This window comes from Pseudomonas serbiensis (assembly GCF_030580745.1).
GTDB classification, from domain to species: domain Bacteria; phylum Pseudomonadota; class Gammaproteobacteria; order Pseudomonadales; family Pseudomonadaceae; genus Aquipseudomonas; species Aquipseudomonas serbiensis.
In genome coordinates, this window is sequence record NZ_JAUQOO010000006.1 from 1 (window position 1) to 17,783 (window position 17,783).

Annotated in this window: 15 protein-coding genes and 1 tRNA gene; 13 read left to right on the plus strand and 3 right to left on the minus strand. The window is 54.2% G+C overall.

Going from position 1 to position 17,783, the window contains the following annotated elements:
* Positions 1-829: 829 nt before the first annotated feature.
* The gene (locus tag Q6A51_RS09545; RefSeq protein ID WP_201018949.1) at positions 830-1,996 is read left to right on the plus strand and encodes an AAA family ATPase; all 1,167 of its coding nucleotides are present in this window, start codon (positions 830-832) and stop codon (positions 1,994-1,996) included.
* A 31-nt stretch (positions 1,997-2,027) separates the two neighbouring features.
* Here the strand turns inward: Q6A51_RS09545 and Q6A51_RS09550 are convergent, their stop codons facing one another.
* Positions 2,028-2,957 (minus strand): 2-hydroxyacid dehydrogenase, encoded by a 930-nt coding sequence (locus Q6A51_RS09550; protein ID WP_304574677.1) that lies wholly within the window; start codon positions 2,955-2,957, stop codon positions 2,028-2,030.
* A gap of 273 nt (positions 2,958-3,230) precedes the next feature.
* Here Q6A51_RS09550 and gabT point away from each other — a divergent pair, with 273 nt between their 5' ends.
* From gabT to Q6A51_RS09575, 5 genes are all read left to right on the plus strand, one after another.
* Complete coding sequence (gene gabT / locus Q6A51_RS09555; protein WP_201018947.1) at positions 3,231-4,535, plus strand: 4-aminobutyrate--2-oxoglutarate transaminase; 1,305 nt, start codon at positions 3,231-3,233, stop codon at positions 4,533-4,535.
* 77 nt (positions 4,536-4,612) lie between these two features.
* A complete protein-coding gene (locus Q6A51_RS09560) occupies positions 4,613-5,269 on the plus strand; it encodes an HAD family hydrolase (protein WP_304574678.1) in 657 nt (218 codons plus the stop codon).
* A 46-nt stretch (positions 5,270-5,315) separates the two neighbouring features.
* A complete protein-coding gene (locus Q6A51_RS09565; protein ID WP_002555947.1) occupies positions 5,316-5,804 on the plus strand; it encodes an Lrp/AsnC family transcriptional regulator in 489 nt (162 codons plus the stop codon).
* A 149-nt stretch (positions 5,805-5,953) separates the two neighbouring features.
* Positions 5,954-7,450 (plus strand): methyl-accepting chemotaxis protein, encoded by a 1,497-nt coding sequence (locus Q6A51_RS09570; RefSeq protein ID WP_201004033.1) that lies wholly within the window; start codon positions 5,954-5,956, stop codon positions 7,448-7,450.
* 128 nt (positions 7,451-7,578) lie between these two features.
* On the plus strand, positions 7,579-9,162 hold the full coding sequence (locus tag Q6A51_RS09575; RefSeq protein ID WP_304574680.1) for a methyl-accepting chemotaxis protein: 1,584 nt from the start codon (positions 7,579-7,581) through the stop codon (positions 9,160-9,162).
* Between the two features lie 13 nt (positions 9,163-9,175).
* Here Q6A51_RS09575 and Q6A51_RS09580 read toward each other — a convergent pair whose 3' ends face one another.
* Positions 9,176-9,457, minus strand: a complete 282-nt coding sequence (locus Q6A51_RS09580; RefSeq protein WP_304574681.1) for a hypothetical protein — start codon at positions 9,455-9,457, stop codon at positions 9,176-9,178.
* Positions 9,458-9,877: 420 nt separating this feature from the next.
* Here Q6A51_RS09580 and Q6A51_RS09585 point away from each other — a divergent pair, with 420 nt between their 5' ends.
* The 7 genes from Q6A51_RS09585 to Q6A51_RS09615 all read left to right on the plus strand — a co-directional run bounded on the left by Q6A51_RS09585 (position 9,878) and on the right by Q6A51_RS09615 (position 17,483).
* Positions 9,878-10,282: a sugar 3,4-ketoisomerase gene (locus Q6A51_RS09585; protein WP_236124188.1), complete on the plus strand. Its 405-nt coding sequence runs from the start codon at positions 9,878-9,880 to the stop codon at positions 10,280-10,282.
* The gene (locus Q6A51_RS09590; RefSeq protein WP_201018943.1) at positions 10,275-10,739 is read left to right on the plus strand and encodes an acyltransferase; all 465 of its coding nucleotides are present in this window, start codon (positions 10,275-10,277) and stop codon (positions 10,737-10,739) included. Before Q6A51_RS09585 ends, Q6A51_RS09590 begins: the two co-directional genes overlap by 8 nt.
* Complete coding sequence (locus Q6A51_RS09595) at positions 10,736-11,860, plus strand: DegT/DnrJ/EryC1/StrS family aminotransferase (RefSeq protein WP_304574682.1); 1,125 nt, start codon at positions 10,736-10,738, stop codon at positions 11,858-11,860. The genes Q6A51_RS09590 and Q6A51_RS09595 overlap by 4 nt, the downstream gene beginning before the upstream one ends.
* Before the next feature lie 4 nt (positions 11,861-11,864).
* Complete coding sequence (locus Q6A51_RS09600; RefSeq protein ID WP_201018941.1) at positions 11,865-13,625, plus strand: ABC transporter ATP-binding protein; 1,761 nt, start codon at positions 11,865-11,867, stop codon at positions 13,623-13,625.
* A gap of 266 nt (positions 13,626-13,891) precedes the next feature.
* Positions 13,892-14,770 carry a hypothetical protein gene (locus Q6A51_RS09605; RefSeq protein WP_304574683.1) on the plus strand — a complete coding sequence of 293 codons (879 nt, stop codon included), beginning with the start codon at positions 13,892-13,894 and terminating at the stop codon, positions 14,768-14,770.
* Entirely contained in the window at positions 14,763-15,764 is a 1,002-nt protein-coding gene (locus tag Q6A51_RS09610; protein WP_304574684.1) for a glycosyltransferase family A protein, read from the plus strand. Before Q6A51_RS09605 ends, Q6A51_RS09610 begins: the two co-directional genes overlap by 8 nt.
* A gap of 66 nt (positions 15,765-15,830) precedes the next feature.
* Positions 15,831-17,483: a hypothetical protein gene (locus tag Q6A51_RS09615; protein ID WP_304574685.1), complete on the plus strand. Its 1,653-nt coding sequence runs from the start codon at positions 15,831-15,833 to the stop codon at positions 17,481-17,483.
* A 172-nt stretch (positions 17,484-17,655) separates the two neighbouring features.
* Here Q6A51_RS09615 and Q6A51_RS09620 read toward each other — a convergent pair.
* A tRNA-Arg gene (locus Q6A51_RS09620) sits at positions 17,656-17,732 on the minus strand.
* Positions 17,733-17,783: the final 51 nt, after the last annotated feature.

The window sequence follows — 17,783 nt, forward strand, 5'->3', positions numbered from 1 at the left end:
GGATTGGTCTTTCGGAATCGTCACATTTTTTGAGCTGCACCCATCGTGGGAGGGAGCTTGCTCGCGACGAGGCCGGTGAAGTCAGCACACATTTCAGCGCCCGAAAGATGGCTTCGCGGCTGAAGCCACTCCTACCGGGTTTGCGGTGATTCACGAATACGTCAGGCCCCAACCTCAGAAACCCGCAGAAGTGTTTCTTCGAGTTTGATGGGTGGATCGGGGGTTACTTTTAACATGATGAAACTCCTACACATTCCGGAGCCATCTCTTGCCGTTTCCACACGACAAAAGGTGGCAGCTATGAACGGGGTGGAAAACCAGGCTGTAGGCACCCGGCCAGACCGAAGTCTGCCCGCACATAGCCGCCATAGTGCACTCGCCGATTACATATCCGGCAAGCAACTTGGTGACGCTTGTGCGCCTACAGAAAAGAACAGGTTTCCACACCCGATCGCTGATTTTGCAGCGACGGAGCGCAGACTAGTTCCCGGATCTGGCAGGCACAAACGGGTTGGATTGTCAGGGAAGTTTCATGCAGAAGATATGGATTGGTCTTTCGGAATCGTCACATTTTTTGAGCTGCACCCATCGTGGGAGGGAGCTTGCTCGCGACGAGGCCGGTGAAGTCAGCACACATTTCAGCGCCCGAAAGATGGCTTCGCGGCTGAAGCCACTCCTACCGGATTTGCGGTGATTTTGTGGATACCTTCAATGAAGTCGCCAGCATGCTGCCTCCCATAAAGTACTTCTACAGATCAGAACACCGGTTGCAGTGCTGCAGACCGGTGGGCGATAGTGCGGCTCCATGGACTCAGGAGCTGCTTCACCGATGCTGAAAACTCTGGCCGTTGCCAACTATCGTTCGATCAATAATCTGGTTGTGCCCTTGGGGAGGCTCAACCTTGTTACGGGTGATAACGGGAGTGGCAAGTCCAATCTCTACAAGGCTTTGCGGCTATTGGCGGAGACGGCTCAAGGCGGTGTGGTGGAAGCCTTGGCCCATGAAGGCGGACTGGACTCGACCTGGTGGGCCGGTCCTGAAGTGGTCAGCCAGCGTATGAAAAAGGGCGAAGTGCCTCTAGAGGCATCCGTGCGTCGAGAGGCAAAGCGCCTGCGCCTGGGGTTTGCCACCGAGGACTTCGGTTTTGCCATTTCCCTGGGTTTGCCGGAACCGCTGCCGTATCCCACCGCTTTCATGCTGGACCCGGAGATCAAGCGGGAATGCATCTGGGCCGGGCCGTTGTACCGGCCGGCTTCCCTGCTGGTGGATCGCAAGGGGCCTATGATCCGTGCACGTCAGGGCCGGGAATGGGACATCCTCCAGCAACATGGGCAGCCGTTCGACAGCCTGTTCGCTCAACTGGGCAGCCCGAGAAATTTTGCTGAAATCGCCGAAATGCGTACGCTCATAAAGGGCTGGCGTTTCTACGACCATTTCCGCATAGATCGGGATGCCCCGGTTCGCCAGCCACAATTGGGTACCCGCACACCGGTGCTGCATCACGATGGGCGCAATCTGGCGGCGGCCTTGCAGACCATCATCGAAGTGGGCGAAGTGGAGGATTTACAGCCAGCACTTACCGATGCATTTCCCGGAACCCGTCTGGAAATCGACGCCACGCCGGGAGGTTTGTTCAGCTTGCTCCTTCATCAGCACGGGCTGCTTCGACCGCTGACGGCGGCTGAGCTTTCGGATGGAACGCTGCGTTATCTGCTGCTCATGGCCGCACTGCTGACACCGCGACCACCGTCGATGATGGTCTTGAACGAGCCGGAAACCAGCCTTCATGTCGACCTGTTGCCCGCCCTGGCGCGATTGATTATCCGCGCCTCGGAGCGTTGTCAGGTCTGGGTGGTGTCTCACTCAAGCATCCTGATAAGGGAGCTGAGCCGCCATGAAGACTGCCAGAAAATCGTCCTGCAAAAGACCTTGGGCCAGACCGAAGTGCAAGGCCAGAGGCCATTGGATGCACCCGCGTGGCATTGGCATGATTAAGGTTGTGTGGGGGTGAATTCATTCGCCAAGGCTAATACCCCTGCCCGCGATCCACTTGCCCCTCCATCGACTCGCCTCTTTCAAAGCGCCGAATGTTTTCCAGCAGCCCCGCAAACGCGCTTTCCGGTTGGGTCATGGCGGCAATATGGGGTGTCAGCAGAATCTTCGGGTGTTTCCAGAACGGGTGATCGGTTGCTGCCGGTTCCTTTTGCAGCACATCCAGCACGGCGGCGCTGAGCTGGCCGCTGTCCAGCGCCTCCAGCAGGTCGTCCTCCACCAGATGCTTGCCGCGACCCATATTGATCAGCGCCGCGCCCTGCGGCAGGTGCTTGAACAGGTCGCGATTGAGGATGCCTTCGGTCTGTTCTGTCAGGGGCAGCACGCACAGCAGGATGTCGCACTGCGCCAGGAACGCAGGCAGTTGTTCGGTGCCAGCATGGCATTCGACGCCTTCGATACGATGCTCGCTGCGTGCCCAGCCTGACAGGGCAAAACCAAAGCCTTTCAGGCTCGACAGAATGTGCTGCGCCTGCAACCCGAGCCCCATGACCCCGATGCGCCTTTTATGAGCCGGGATCAGTGGGTGAGCCTGCCAACGGCCTTCGATCTGCTGTTGACGATAGCGCAGCATTTCACGATGCAGGCTCAGCACGGCGAAGCAGGCGTATTCGCACATGCCCTGAGTGATGCCGGGGTCCAGCAGGCGCACCACTGGCAGTGATTGCGGGATACGGCTCAGGTCCAGTTGATCCACACCGGCTGACAAGGCGAACAGCACCTTGAGATTGGGCAGCACCTGTTCCAGATCATCGGGAGCCAGCCAGGCCGCCAGATAGTGGATGTCCTGCGGGTCGCCAATGTCCGGCCATGCGCGCCATTCGATATCGGGAGCGTGCTCGGCAAACAAGGCTTTCCAGCGCTCGCTACGGGCAGGATCGGCTTTATAGAGCAGGGCGGGCATGGGCATTTCCTGAGCGTGAAAGTGGGCCTCCATCATGCCTCAAGGCTGGAGCAGGATCTGTTGAAAGAGGCACTGCAAAGGGGCGGCTCAGCCTGTAAACAGGGCGTTGCGCGGCAGATTGCATGGCCAGAAGGAATCTGCCGTTTGCAAGGGTGAAAACAGTGGATATGGGCATCTGAGAAGGCAAGTTCGGCTTAGATCGTTTCGCTGAACGCTTAACCTGAACAACATCGCAACCACCTGCCGGTTGCCCGGTCCACTACAGGTAAAGTCATGAATAGCAAAGTCGACGAAACACCTCATCTGCTCCGTCAGCGCGATCAGTTCGTACCCCGTGGTGTGGTCACCGCTCACCCGTTGGTCATCGAGCGCGCCCAGGGTTCCGAATTGTGGGATGTCGATGGCAAGCGTTATCTGGACTTCGTTGGCGGCATCGGTGTGTTGAACATCGGCCACAACCATCCCAATGTCGTCAAAGCGGTGCAGGGCCAGCTGGAGAAGGTCACCCATGCCTGCTTTCAGGTCGTTGCCTATCAGCCCTATCTTGATCTGGCCAGGCGCCTGAGCAATCTGGTGGCAGGTGAAAGTGCTATCGAGCACAAGGCGGTGTTCTTCACCTCCGGTGCCGAAGCGGTCGAGAATGCTGTGAAGATCGCCCGTGCCCACACCAATCGCCCGGCGATCATCTCGTTTCGTGGCGGTTTCCATGGCCGCACCTTGCTGGGCACGACCCTGACCGGGATGAGCCAGCCGTACAAACAAAACTTCGGCCCTCTGGCACCTGAAGTGTTCCACACCCCGTATCCCAACGAATACCGTGGTTTCACCAGCGAAATGGCCCTGGCCGCGCTGCATGAGTTGCTGGCCACGCAGGTTGCGCCGGATCGCGTGGCAGCCATCATCATCGAGCCTGTGCAGGGCGATGGTGGTTTTCTGAGCGCGCCGGTGGCGTTTCTCAAAGCGCTGCGTGCCCTGACCGAGCAACACGGCATTGTCCTGATTCTCGATGAAATCCAGACCGGTTTCGGCCGGACCGGCAAATGGTTCGGTTTCCAACACGCAGGCATTCAGCCCGATCTGGTCACGGTCGCCAAAAGCCTGGCTGGCGGCTTGCCGCTGTCGGGTGTGGTCGGCCGTGCCGGGATCATGGATGCACCGCTTCCGGGCGGCCTGGGTGGCACATACGGCGGCAACGCTCTGGCCTGCGCCGCAGCGCTGGCGGTGATCGATACCTACGAGCAGGAAGAACTGCTGGAGCGTGGCGAACAACTGGGGCAATACCTGCGTGCCGGCCTGCTCAAGCTGCAGTCCCGTTATTCCTGCATTGGCGACGTACGCGGCCCCGGTTTCATGCTGGCGATGGAAATCGTCAAGGACGACGCCGAGCGCAGCCCGGACGCGGACCTCAATCAGCAACTGATCGATCAGGCTCGCGTCGGCGGCCTGCTGGTCATCAAGTGCGGCGTTTATCGCAACGTCTTGCGCTTCCTCGCGCCGCTGGTGACGACTGAGGCTCAGATCGATGAAGCCTTGACCATCCTCGATGCTGCCTTGGCACGAGTATTGAAGTCCAAGTAGTCGCTCAAGCCTGGTCGCGCAGATATGCACACTGCGCGGCCGTTGGGACTGAATGTTTAATGGAGGCTTGACCTGTCATGGGGCTGACTGATTACCGAGCACTGTTGATCGACTGCGATGAAGTTCTGGTGGACCGTGATTCCGGTGTCTGGGCAGCGTTGCAGCCATTGTTGGAGCACAGCGCTGATAAACCCGACAAAGAGCAGGTGCTGGCGGTATTCAGTGAGGTAGTGAGTGCGCTTTATCCGCGCTTTGGCGAGCTGGGTTTCAGCGGTTTGCTGTGCTTTGCCCATCGCCAGTTGTCCGAGCGTTTCGGTGCCCGGGCCACGTGGGAGGAGGGTATGGCTTTCGCGCGGTCAGTGGCCACCTGGACCTTGTTCGAGGATGCGCCGGGTGCCATGTTGTACCTGCGCAAGTTTTACCGGTTGCTGGTTTATGCCGATCGCGATGCACAGGATCGAAATGCCTTGTGCGAGCGTTTGGGGCTGGAGCCCGACAGCTTGTTGTCGCTGACCACTCATCCGCTGGATGATACGAGCTGGCTGGCCGGGATGGATCTGGCCCCCAGTGAAACCTTGCTGGTGTCCCGGCCTCCGGCGTCAGCGCTGGGCAACGGCGGCCTGTGTCTGATCCGTCGCAACCGTGCCGAACATCGCCAGCCTTGCACTGCCGATCTGTGCATCAACAGCATGGCTGACCTGGTGGCGCAGCATCAGCTGTCTTTAAGGCGCTGATTTTGCTAGAAGAGAGCTTTGGTGAATGGCAATCAAGAGGTAGGTGATGGAAGGCTTGGTCAAACTGGATCGGATTGATATCAACATCCTGGTCGAGCTCCAGAAAGACGGTCGCATGACCAACGTCAGTCTGGCAGACGCTGTCGGGCTATCTGCCAGCCCTTGCCTGCAACGGGTCAAACGTCTCGAATCAGCCGGTTATATTTCCAGCTACAAGGCCCACCTGAATCTCGCGAAGATCACCGAATCGGTCACGGTCTTCACAGAAATTTCCCTCAGCGACCACAAGCGCGAAGACTTTGCCAAGTTCGAAGCCAATATCCGTCACGTGGATGAAGTGCTCGAATGCCACCTGATCAGTGGCGGTTACGACTATCTGGTGCGCTTCATGACCCGCAGTATTCAGCACTATCAGGAAGTGATCGAAGAGCTGCTGGACAAGAATATCGGCATTTCCAAGTACTTCAGCTACATCGTCATCAAGTCACCGGTCATGAAGGACGGTGTGCCTTTACGCAAGCTTTTGCGTCACTGATGGCTAAACGCCAATAACACAGTTGCGCAAGATCACCGATTTGACACATTCTCTTGCGTGTCTTCGAGTCATCCTATGACTTGGCCGGGCTTTTGCTCGTCCATGATGCTGGCTGTCTGTTGTTTGGTCCTCTCATAAGGAAGTGTTTGATGCTTTCAGCTCCTCGTTTTCTTGAGCATTACCGCAAGGCCGACCGCATCATGCTTGGCTTGATCTGGCTGCTGTTTGTGTATTCAGTCGGTCTGGCGTTCTGGCACGACACCTTTACCCAGGCAATGGTGGTGGGCGGTGGCACTGCCTTGGTGCTGACGGCACTGTATCGCGCCATTGGCGGGACCCGATTGATGCGCTGCTGTTTTGGCGTCGGCCTGATGGTCATGGCCGCACTGCATATCAATCAGGCTCAAGGGGTGGTGGAAATCCACTTCGGTATCTTTGTCTTCCTGGCCGTGCTGACCTTCTACCGCGACTGGCTGCCTATCCTGGTTGCGGCCGCAGTCATCGCCGTTCATCACGTGGTATTCCACGCTTTGCAGCATTCGGGGTTCCCGGTGTATGTCATGCACCATGCCGGTGGCTGGGGCATGGTCATGGTGCATGCGGTCTACGTGGTGGTTGAAACGGTAATCCTGATGTACCTCGCCGTCCAGAATCAGGCCGAGGCTGTCGAGAATCAGGACATGCTCGACAAGATGCTCGCCACTGCCTCGCAGCTCACGACTGAAACAAAGGCTGACGAACGGGCAGGCAAGCATGTTTCCCTTACCCAGCGCTTCGAGAGTTTCCTGTCACAGATCACCGGGCTTGTGGATGGCGTGGTGCGCGACACACGCGGCCTGGGCGAGCTGGGTCATGATCTGGCCAGGGCCAGCGGCACGCTGGAAACCGGTGCTCAGCATCAACTGAGTGAAATTGCCCGCATGACCGATGCGATGCAGCGCATGGGCGATGCCATGAACGATATTTCAGGGCATGTCGCACAGGCGGTGCAACGGGCTGGCGATGCCCGCGAACAGGTTGCGCACGGACGTGAAAGCGTTGACCGGGCACAAAGCGAAATCACCCGACTGGCTGAGCGTATCAATACCACCGACGAAACCGTGCAGGCCCTTGCCGAGCAGTCGGAGCAGGTCGGCAAAGTGTTGGACGTGATCGGTAGCATTGCTGAGCAGACCAACCTGCTGGCACTCAATGCCGCCATCGAAGCCGCACGCGCTGGCGAGCAGGGTCGCGGTTTTGCCGTCGTGGCCGATGAGGTCCGCAACCTGGCCCAGCGCACGGCGTCGTCGACCAAGGAAATTCAGGGCATCATTCATGGCCTGCAACAAGGCAGCCGCGAAGCCGCCACGGCCATGCAGGACAGCCTTGAAGGTGTCGAGCGCTGCGTCGAGAACAGCCAGCGGGCATCCGAATCATTGCGTGCCGTGGGCGACGGCATTGGTCATATCACCCAACTGAACGGTTTGATTGCTACCACCACCGATGAGCAATCCACCGCCAGTCGCGAAATCGCCGACCAACTGCGCTCGGTGCAAAGCATCGCCGAAGATACCGCCGCCAACATCGACGTACTGTCGCAAAGCAGCCAACGCCTGCCTCCTTTGGCAGTGCGTCTTGAGGCATTGGGGAAGACATTTCACAGGTAGGGTGAAGGGGGGCGCCTGCCTGTACGGGTTTTACCGGACACAAACAGAATCAACTCCAGCGTTTACAGGGAACTGTGATTGCCCTAGGGACACTCATCAGCACTTAAACGTTCTCGGAGTGCTCTGAAATGTTCAATTGGCTCGCACTTGTACTGGGCAATATCAGCGTCAGATCGAAACTGACTCTGGGCTTTGTAAGCGTCTTGTTGCTGACGACTCTGATTGCGGCTTTCAGTTGGGTGGAGATCAATATCCTGCGTGAACGAGGCCAAAAGCTGACGGCCATCGCAGAGCTCAATGAGATTGTGCGTGACATGCGTATTGGGCGTTTGAGTTACACGATTGAAGCCAGTGCGGACCGCGCCGCAGCAGTACTCAGCACGAATGAAAGCCTGGAAGCTCATTATCAAGATATCCGCGGGATGTTTCACAGCCCTTCGGATCTGAAACTGCTCAGCCAAGGCGTGGAGTCGAGCAGACGCTATCGCGTTCACTTCCAGGATTTTGTTCAGGCCACACAGGCCCACGATGAGGCGAAAGCCAGAAAGGCGCAGGATGGCTTGAATACAGAGGTTGCCAACCTGTTCGAGGACAGCAGGCAACTGCATATCAGCCAGACCACCAAACGCGATAACGATGTCGATCAGGCCAAGAATCTTCTGGTTGCTGCCGCGATTTTTGCGCTCATTCTCGGTGCGTTGGCAGCCTGGCTCATCACCCGTCTGATCGTTGGCCCACTGAAGGAAACCCTGCTCGCTGCCGAAAGGGTGGCAGCCGGTGACCTGAGCGTCGATATCACGGCCAATCGCAAGGATGAACTTGGCCTTCTGCAAGCCAGCATGCAGCGCATGACAGTCAACCTGCGTGAGTTGATTGGTGGCATTCGCGATGGCGTCGTGCAATTGGCCAGCGCTTCGGAGCAGCTCTCGGCGGTCACCGAGCAAACCACTGCCGGGGTTACCAGCCAGAAGAGCGAGACGGATCAGGTCGCGGTTGCCATGAACGAAATGGCCGCCACTGTTCAGGAAGTGGCCCGTAATGCCGAGGATGCTTCCAACGCAGCCATCGCAGCCCATGACGAGGCCCGTAAAAGCGATGAGGTCGTGCTTCAGGCGATTGACCAGATCGGGCGCCTGGCAGAAGAAGTCCATCACTCGACCGACGCAATGAACGACCTGAGCCGCGAAAGCGACAAGATCGGCACGGTGCTGGATGTGATCAAGTCGGTCGCCCAACAGACCAATCTTCTTGCCCTCAACGCCGCTATCGAAGCAGCTCGTGCAGGCGAAGCCGGTCGTGGTTTTGCCGTGGTTGCTGACGAAGTCCGCAGCCTGGCTCAGCGCACTCAAGCCTCTACAGAAGAAATCGAAGGGCTGGTCAGCAGCCTGCAGAACGGCACTCAGAAAGTGGCGACGATTCTCGATAACAGCCTGTCCCTGACCAAAAGCAGTGTGGAACTGACCCGCCGTGCGGGCACCTCATTGATGAGCATCAGCCGCTCTGTTTCCACCGTCGAGCAGATGAACACCCAGATCGCCGCAGCCGCCGAACAACAGAGCATCGTCGCCGACGAAATCAATCGTCGAGTGGTAAACGTGCGGGTGATCTCGGAGCAGACTTTCGTCGCCAGCGGCGAAACCGCGATGTCCAGCACCGAACTGGCAAGGCTGGGCGGCAGCCTTCAGGCGAGTGTGGGGCGGTTCAAGTTTTGAGGTGACCCGTGCTTCATTCGGGCTGGTTCTGTTCATCGGCAACCAGCCCGATTCGTTTGCGCCAGAACCAGGTAAGCATCAGCAGACCGACCACCACAATGGGTGCCATCAGATAGATGGGCATCATGCTTTTTGTGAACAGCGACACTCCCGCCATCAACACCATCATCGAACCAGCGCCCATGACCTTGGCCCAATATCGGGTGCGATAGAAATTCAGCCAATAGCGTTGCAGGTTGACCCGCTGCTGCTCACGTATGCGTTGCGATCTGGCTGATCGCTTTTTCACCTTCATTGCGTTTTATCCATCCATGGTCGGGGTGGACAGGAATGCCATGAGCGTTCCAGAAATCCTTGAGCCAGCGTGGTCCTTCATGCACTCCGGGCTCCGTATTTCAGGGCCATGATGCAAAACATGTCTGCGCTATAGCTTCGGACATACGGTCGTTTTTATCAATCATGGCTAACAAAGGTATAACTGGCGGCCTGCCCTGCGTATTATCGGTGTTTTAGTTTCGGGCGTACCCGCGCAGCCTCGGTGTACAATCTCCGAGACGTGTTGTATGCAGGGGCAGGGATGGCAAAAAAGCATTATGCACCTCTGGTACAGAACGCATGGTGACGGCTGAGCCATACGGTTTCGTATCGATGGCCGATCTCGATGAATTTTTATACGGCGCCAACCAGAAAATATAGCGGAGCATGTTAAGTGAGCATGATGAAATGGATTGACTTTCCCAGTCTGGGCGATGAACGAGGAGGGTTGGTCGCTCTTGAAATCGGTATGGAAAAAGCAATACCTTTTGATATTAAGCGCGTTTATTACATTTATCGAACCGGCGAGGGTGTCAGTCGCGGTTATCATGCTCACCGTAACTTGAAGCAGGTTGCCATCTGTGTGGCCGGAAAGTGCCGCATGGTGCTGGATAATGGCGAAGTTCGTGAAGAAACCTGGATGGACAGTTCTACCAGAGGGCTCTTGATCGAAAGTATGGTCTGGCGCGAAATGCATGACTTTAGTGATGACTGCATATTGCTCGTACTGGCCAGCGAACATTATGACGAGTCGGATTACATCAGGAATTATGATCGCTTTCTCGCGGAGATAAATAATGTCTGAGATTCACGCTCTGGCCGATGTTAAAAGTTCAGACATTGGTAGTTCGACACGTATCTGGCAATACTCCGTTGTTCTGCAGGGAGCGGTTATCGGTCGTAACTGTAATATCTGTGCCCATACGCTGATCGAAGGCGATGTCATCGTAGGGGACAATGTTACCGTCAAGTCGGGTGTTTTCCTGTGGAGCGGCACGCGGATAGAAGACAACGTGTTCATTGGCCCAAATGCAACTTTTACCAACGATCCGATGCCCAGGTCAAAAGTATACCCTGATGCTTTTCAGGGGATAACGGTCAAGGCCGGAGCAAGTATTGGTGCCAATGCAACATTACTGCCGGGGATCACCATCGGTAGCAATGCAATGGTAGGGGCAGGTTCTGTGGTCACTAAAGACGTGCCCGACAGCGCTGTTGTAGTTGGCAACCCGGCAAGAATTATCAGGTACCTGGACAAATGATCAGTTTTCTGGATTTAAAGAAAATCAACTCGACGATGCGCGACGAGTTGATAGCGTCATGCACCCGCGTCATCGATTCGGGCTGGTACATCGGCGGTAATGAACTTTCAAACTTTGAAGAAAGTTTTGCAGCCTATAGCGGCAGTCGGCACTGCATCGGCGTTGCGAATGGTCTTGATGCGCTGAACCTGACGCTGCGTGCCTGGAAAGAGTTGGGGAAACTCAAGGATGGCGATGAAGTCATCGTGCCTGCCAACACCTACATCGCCAGTGTTCTGGCTATCACCGAAAACCGGTTGGTGCCGGTGCTGGTCGAGCCTGATGCTGCCACCTATAACTTGTGCCCTGCCAAGGCCCGGGCTGCGGTGACCTCCAGAACCCGCGTCATCATGCCTGTCCACTTGTATGGGCAATTATCCGACATGACGGCGTTGATGGCGCTGGCTGAGGAAAAGGGACTGCTGGTTCTTGAAGACTCTGCCCAGGCTCATGGTGCGAGCTTCAATGGCCGAAGGGCAGGCAGTTGGGGAAATGCCTCGGGCTTCAGCTTCTATCCAGGGAAAAACCTTGGTGCTCTGGGCGATGCCGGCGCGGTAACTACCGACGATGACGAGTTGGCGAAAGTCCTGCGCGCACTGCGCAACTATGGTTCCCATGAAAAATACAAGAACCTTTATCAGGGCGTGAACAGCCGCCTGGATGAGATTCAGGCCGCCATGCTTAGCGTCAAGCTCAAGTATCTGGATGACCAGACTGCGCGCCGCAGGGAAATCGCCAAAATGTACATGGAGGGCATCAGCAACCCCGCCGTAGAGCTGCCGCTTTCTGCTGGCGTTTGCCCTCTGTCGCTGCAGAGCCATGTCTGGCATCTGTTCGTTGTTCGATGCCAGCAGCGTGATGCATTGCAGCAGCATCTGGCTGATCAGGGCATTCAAACCATCATCCACTACCCTATTCCGGTTCATCAGCAGCAGGCATATAAAGAGCTGAACGGGAAAAGCTACCCGTTGACCGAGACGATCCATCAGCAGGTTCTGAGTTTACCCATGAGTCCTGAAATGACCTCGTCTGAAGTCGAGGCGGTCATCGCAGCTGTTAATAATTTTTCTGGCGAAGAGTGACTCAATGATTCAGTTGTTAGGCCGTCTTTGGAAGTGTTTTACACTCAAAAGAAAGCTGCAGTTCTTTGTGATCCTCGGGCTCATGGTGGTCGCATCGCTTGCAGAAATCGTCAGTATCGGGGCAATCGTTCCGTTCCTGGCGGTTTTGATCAACCCCGAGAAACTTCTGAGTCAGCCGCTCGTTGGTGATGTTTTTGCTGCGATGAATATTGACTCTGCCAACGGGCTCTTGTTGCCGTTGACCGTCATTTTTGCAGTGGCCGCCATATTTTCCGGTGTCAGTCGTTTTGTCTTGATGTGGGCGCAGAACAGATTGAGTTCGGCAGTGGGGAGTGATCTGGCAAGCGATATATACAAGACAGTCATTCATCAGCCTTACAGCAAGCACATCTCCAGGAATAGCAGCGAAGTCATAACGGCTATTTTCAACAAGGTCGACACGGTGGTGCGGGAGTTTCTATTTCCGTCGCTGACCATTGTCAGCTCGGCTTTCATGATGTTGGCAATTCTTGTCATTGTGCTGGTCATCCAGCCCATCGTTGCCTTTCTCGCCTTTGCGAGTTTTGGTGGCGTCTACCTGGCGGTTGTGCTGGTGACAAGAAAGCAACTGAAAAAAGACAGCCTGGTGGTGAGTGTCACTTCCGATAAAGAACTGAAGTTGATGAGTGAAAGTCTTGAAGGTATTCGAGACGTTATTATTGACTCGTCTCAGCAGACCTATCGCAAGGACTTTGATCGCACCGATTACACGTTGCGTCGTGCCAGAGCCAATATCCAGATCATCGCCAACTCGCCACGCTTCGCTATCGAATCGTTCGGTATGTTGATGATTGCGGTTTTTGCGTACTGGCTTGCGCAGCAACCCGGTGGGCTGCTTGCATCGATCCCGATGCTGGGCGCGTTGGCGCTTGCGGCACAACGCCTGCTTCCGGTGTTGCAGCAATCCTATGCGGCCTGGGCCTGTATCAGTGGCGCGCAAGACTCGTTACGAGATGTCCTGGACCTTCTGCCAGAGAAGCGCGACGAGGTCGAAGTCGAGTCGACGCCGACCCCTCTGGATTTTAATGACTGCCTGTCGCTGGATCATGTGTCGTATCGCTACGGCAAGGATGCTCCATGGGTGTTGAAAGATATAAGCCTGAGCATTCCCAAGGGTTCGCGAGTTGGCCTGATGGGAGCCACGGGGAGCGGAAAAAGTACGCTGATCGACACGTTGATGGGCTTGCTGACTCCAACGGAAGGCGCATTTTCGGTTGATGGTGTTGAAGTGAATACGGGCAACAGCCGCAACTGGCAAAGAAACATTGCCCATGTGCCGCAGCAGATATTCCTGTCCGACGCCTCAGTGGCTGAAAACATCGCTTTTGGGGTGTCTTACGAAAACATCGATTTCGATCGTGTGCGGCGAGCCGCAGCCAAGGCGCAAATTTCCGATGTCATCGAATCGTGGTCTGCCGGCTATGACACGCCGGTAGGAGAGCGAGGTGTTTTTCTTTCCGGCGGACAGCGCCAACGCATCGCGATAGCCCGTGCTTTCTATAAAGAGGCAAGCGTTATCATTCTGGATGAGGCGACCAGTGCGCTGGATAGTAAAACCGAACAGGAAGTCATGCGCGCCGTCGATGATCTGGGTGATGGCACCACGCTGATCGTCATTGCACACCGGCTTAACACTCTGGAGACCTGTGATACTGTTATCGAGGTTGAAGGTGGAACGGTGGTAAGGTATGGCTCTTATGAGTCCGTGTGTTGTGCTGTTCGTTAGTTTTTAAATGAACAGGTCTTTGGAGATCCTGGGCTTTCTTGGCCCAGGACCTCGCTATGCATACCGTCGATGCCAGAAACATTCATGCGCCCTGCTCTGGAGCAGGGCGCAGGTGCGTCCGCTGCAAGATGCGCCTCATAGCTGAAAAACAGAATTGAGCGGAAACTATCCACATGGATAGATTTGCTGCTTTGAGAATCAGGGGCAGCAGTCAGAAATGCATGGATATTTCAGGCTCTCCCCGGCGGTTTACGTTGGAGTGGGTCATGAGTGATAACGTTGGCAGGGTGAGTGGGAAGGATTGCACAATCATTGTTAACTCCTGCGACAGTTATGAAGATGTGTGGCTCCCTTTTTTCTATTCACTCAAGGAGATGTGGCCTGACTGTGACTGTCGGGTCATATTGAATACGGAGCGTAAAAGTTTCGAGTTTGACGGGTTTCAGGTTCGTACATTGAAGCTGTCGGCTGATGAAGCCAAGCGACCTTGGGGCTGGCGGTTACGCAAGGCCCTGGCCTTGGTTGAAACGGAATTCGTTATCACCCTGTTTGATGATTTCATTCTGGAATCACCCGTCAATCAGTTGAAAATAGCTGACTGTATCCGGGCGATGAAAGAACGCTCCGAAATCGCTGTTTTTTATTTCAGCAACATTCCTGGCGTCAACAGGGTTGAGGGCGACCTTGACGGCTTTGAAGTGGTCGGAGCGCGAGATGACTACCGCTTGAACTCTGCGCCCGCCCTCTGGAGAACCCGTAAGCTGGTTGAGTTCACCGGTGAAGTTGATTCGCCCTGGGCATGGGAATTTTTCGGTAGTGCGCGAACTTATGGCGGCGGCGACATCTTTTACTGTGCCCAGACAGGCAAGGAAGATACGTTTGTCTACAACTACACGCTTGGCGGCGCCATCCGCCGAGGGAAGTGGGTGCCTAGCGTTATTACACCGGTACTGAAGAAGTATGACTTGCCGATCGACATCAATAAAAGGGGTGTGGCCAGTGAGTCTTTGTCTGATGGAAAGTACAGCTTGAAATGGAAAGTCGATTTTTTTGTACTCGGCTTCAAGATGGTTGGTTTTAAGGCTTTTATCTTCTTGTACAGAGTCTTGGCAAAGAAATTGAGTGAAGGTGTTTCTCGTGGTTAAGAAAAAATTTACGTTTGGTGTTTTGACCTATAATCACGAGCTTTATATTGTCGAGCACCTCGAAAGCATAAGATTCTTGATAGAAAGCTTCGGTGCCGACTACGATTTTTGCCTGGTGATCGCGGATGACTGTTCCCGGGACAATACCATTGAGCTGGTAAACCGCTGGCTGTCTGTTCATGGCGGCTTGTTTCATGATGTCAAGATTCTGGACTACACTGTAAACAATGGCACCTGCTTCAACTATACCCGCATCTGGACTCATGTTGAGGGTGAGTTATTTAAAATCACCGCCGGTGATGATGTCTATTCGTGCGTGAATATTTTTGAAGAGGCCGAGCAGTTAGGAGCGAATGACTATTTTTCTGGTCTGCCCTTGCTGTTGATCGATGGTGAAATCATCAAGTCGCCCTCGACTATTTTGCATATCCTGGCTTCTGATGTCATCTATAAAGACAAGCCGTTCATGGCGCGATTGAAAAACATCAGCAGCATCAATACGCCGAATCTTTTCTGCAATAAAAAGTTTTTCCTGAATGATGAGCTTTCAACGTTCATTAATAGCTATAGCGTCACTGAAGACTTTCCGATGCTGGTGAAAACTGCCGAGCTTTATGGTGATGTCAGCTTTCATCAGTCAAGTAAAGTGTATGTTTATTATCGGCGCACGTCTGGATCGACCTATCTTGTCAGGGGGTCGGACTTTGACAAGGACAAGCTGAATATTTTTAATTATATGCTGTCTCTGGAGAAAAGCTGGTTCGGGCGTTTTCTTTTGAAGAATCGGCTGTATTGCTACAAACGCGATGACGGGATTTTGAAAAAGTTGCTTAATCTGAACTACTACGTTTACCTGTTCCGGTTGATGACAAGGCTTGTGCCCACCTGGAAGCGTTATTCTGAATCGATCCCGGATGTGTCGAGCTACAAGTCCCATTATGAAATGGTCAGTAAAAGGGCATCTGATTTTCATGCAGGGCACGGCAAGCCATGAGTGAGCAGTGGGTGAGCTTCGAGTTTCTGGATATTGGAAAAAGTTTAACCTTCTTCGGTGGGCTGGATGAAAACTGCTAAATTCTACATACCGCTTTTACTTGTTGAAAGCTACCTGCTTTTCACGCTGTGGCTGTTTTTTTTCGGCCCGGTGCTTTGGCCTGTCGAGAACAAAAAAGAATTCCTCTTTGTTATTTCTCTGTACCATGCGTTTTTCATAGCCGGGTATCTCCTGTCTTGTCGCTTCTCGACCAAGCAGCCGCTCAAGGCTGTGGAATCGAATGGCGATAATCTGTTCTTGAGATATTACTGGGTGGTGATCCTTTTTGCTTTTATTGCAATGGTCATCCTCCACCGCAATACGACTCTGTCCAGGTCGTATCTCCCTACCGGCTTTTTCTCGGAGTTACTGAAGGGATTGTTGGCGCCTGCAGAGGTGCGCAGCTTTTATGCTTCCTCTGCTTCAAGAGAGGGCTTTTCGGGGAATCCATATGTAACAGGGTTGCTCCTGTTTTTCGGAGTCTTTAAATACATATTGCTACCAGGCCTTGTGTTTTTTTGGGACCGATTGAGTACGGCACGCAAGCTGGTGGGCTTCACGGTGGTCATGATTCCGTTGTGTACGGGTATCATTGCCAGTTTGAGCGCGATAAATTTCTACTATCTTTTTGTCGTGTCGGTTTGCCTTTTTGGCGTTGTGGTTTCAAATAAATCTGCTGGTTTTTTTGTCGAGCTTGGAAGGCGCAAGACTTTTCTGTTTTTCCTGGGCTTTATATTCCTGTTCTCGTTCTGGCAGTTTTATAGTGTCAAATCCGGCGTGTCGCCATACAAGGTTCTTTTTGAAGACCAGAAACCTGTTTCGTTCAGTTATTTGAACGAAACGGGAAGTGTATTCAAAAGCGATCTGGAACCGGCAGAAAAACCCAAGGTTGCAGACGCCCCTGCAAAAGACACTGCTCCAGCCTTGCCAAAGAACGTTGATATTGCGGTTTTTCCTGCGAAGACCAATGTTGTTGCCTTGCCGGCGACTGTTGATCACAAGGGCGCGGCAGCGAAGAGTCATAGTGCTGCTTTGCCAGAAAAAGCGAGTGCTCCGGAGTTGTCTGTGAAGGCCAACAACGCCGCCTTGCCAGAGATTGCCAAGATTGCAGACGTGCCTGCTCAGGTTGCAGTTGCCGTTGTTCCTGAGAAGTCTAAACTTACCGACTTTTATGAGAAGCTGACAGTCTATCTGGTTCAGGGCTATCAGGGCGTATCGATCTCCCTTGGGGAAAAATTCGATAGCTCATATGGAATCGGGCATTCCGTCTTCCTGCAAAGAGTCTTCGCTGAGCATCTGGGCATCGATGTAAGGGATAAAACATTCCAGCGCAAGATAACCGCGCGTTGGGACGAAAATGTCTACTGGCATTCGTTTTATAGCTATATAGCAAATGACGTCAGCTTCTTCGGTGTCTCGATTGTCATGCTTGTTCTGGGCTGGTATTTCGCAAACGTTTATCTTTCGGTTGTCATCAATGACGACTTTTTTGCGAAAATGCTACTCCCGCTATTTGCCATCATGTTCTTGTACATTCCGGCGAATAATCAGGTGTTCAGCTTTTTGGAAACCATGATTTCTTTCTGGATCCTCACGGCGCTCTATATTTTCCACAAGCGTCGTACTGCTGTCCGGTATGCTCAAAACTTCACTGGGGTGAGCGCTGCCAAGCAGGCCTGAAGGCTGTCATGTTTTCTTGAGTGACTTCATACCCCACCCGTTTCAAGGTGGGGTATGCGCTGGGTCATTAAATGACATGCAGGACAACTTGCCGTCAACCTTGGCGGTTTGGGTTGGGTGCAAGAGAGTTTTTCGGCTGAAGCGACAACCCTTGGAACCAAGGGAAGGAAGATGGCGCACTCGGCGGGATTCGAACCCACGACCCCTGCCTTCGGAGGGCAGTACTCTATCCAGCTGAGCTACGAGTGCAACGCGGGCGCCATGATACTCATCTGATGGGCGGGCGTCCATGCTGGCTTT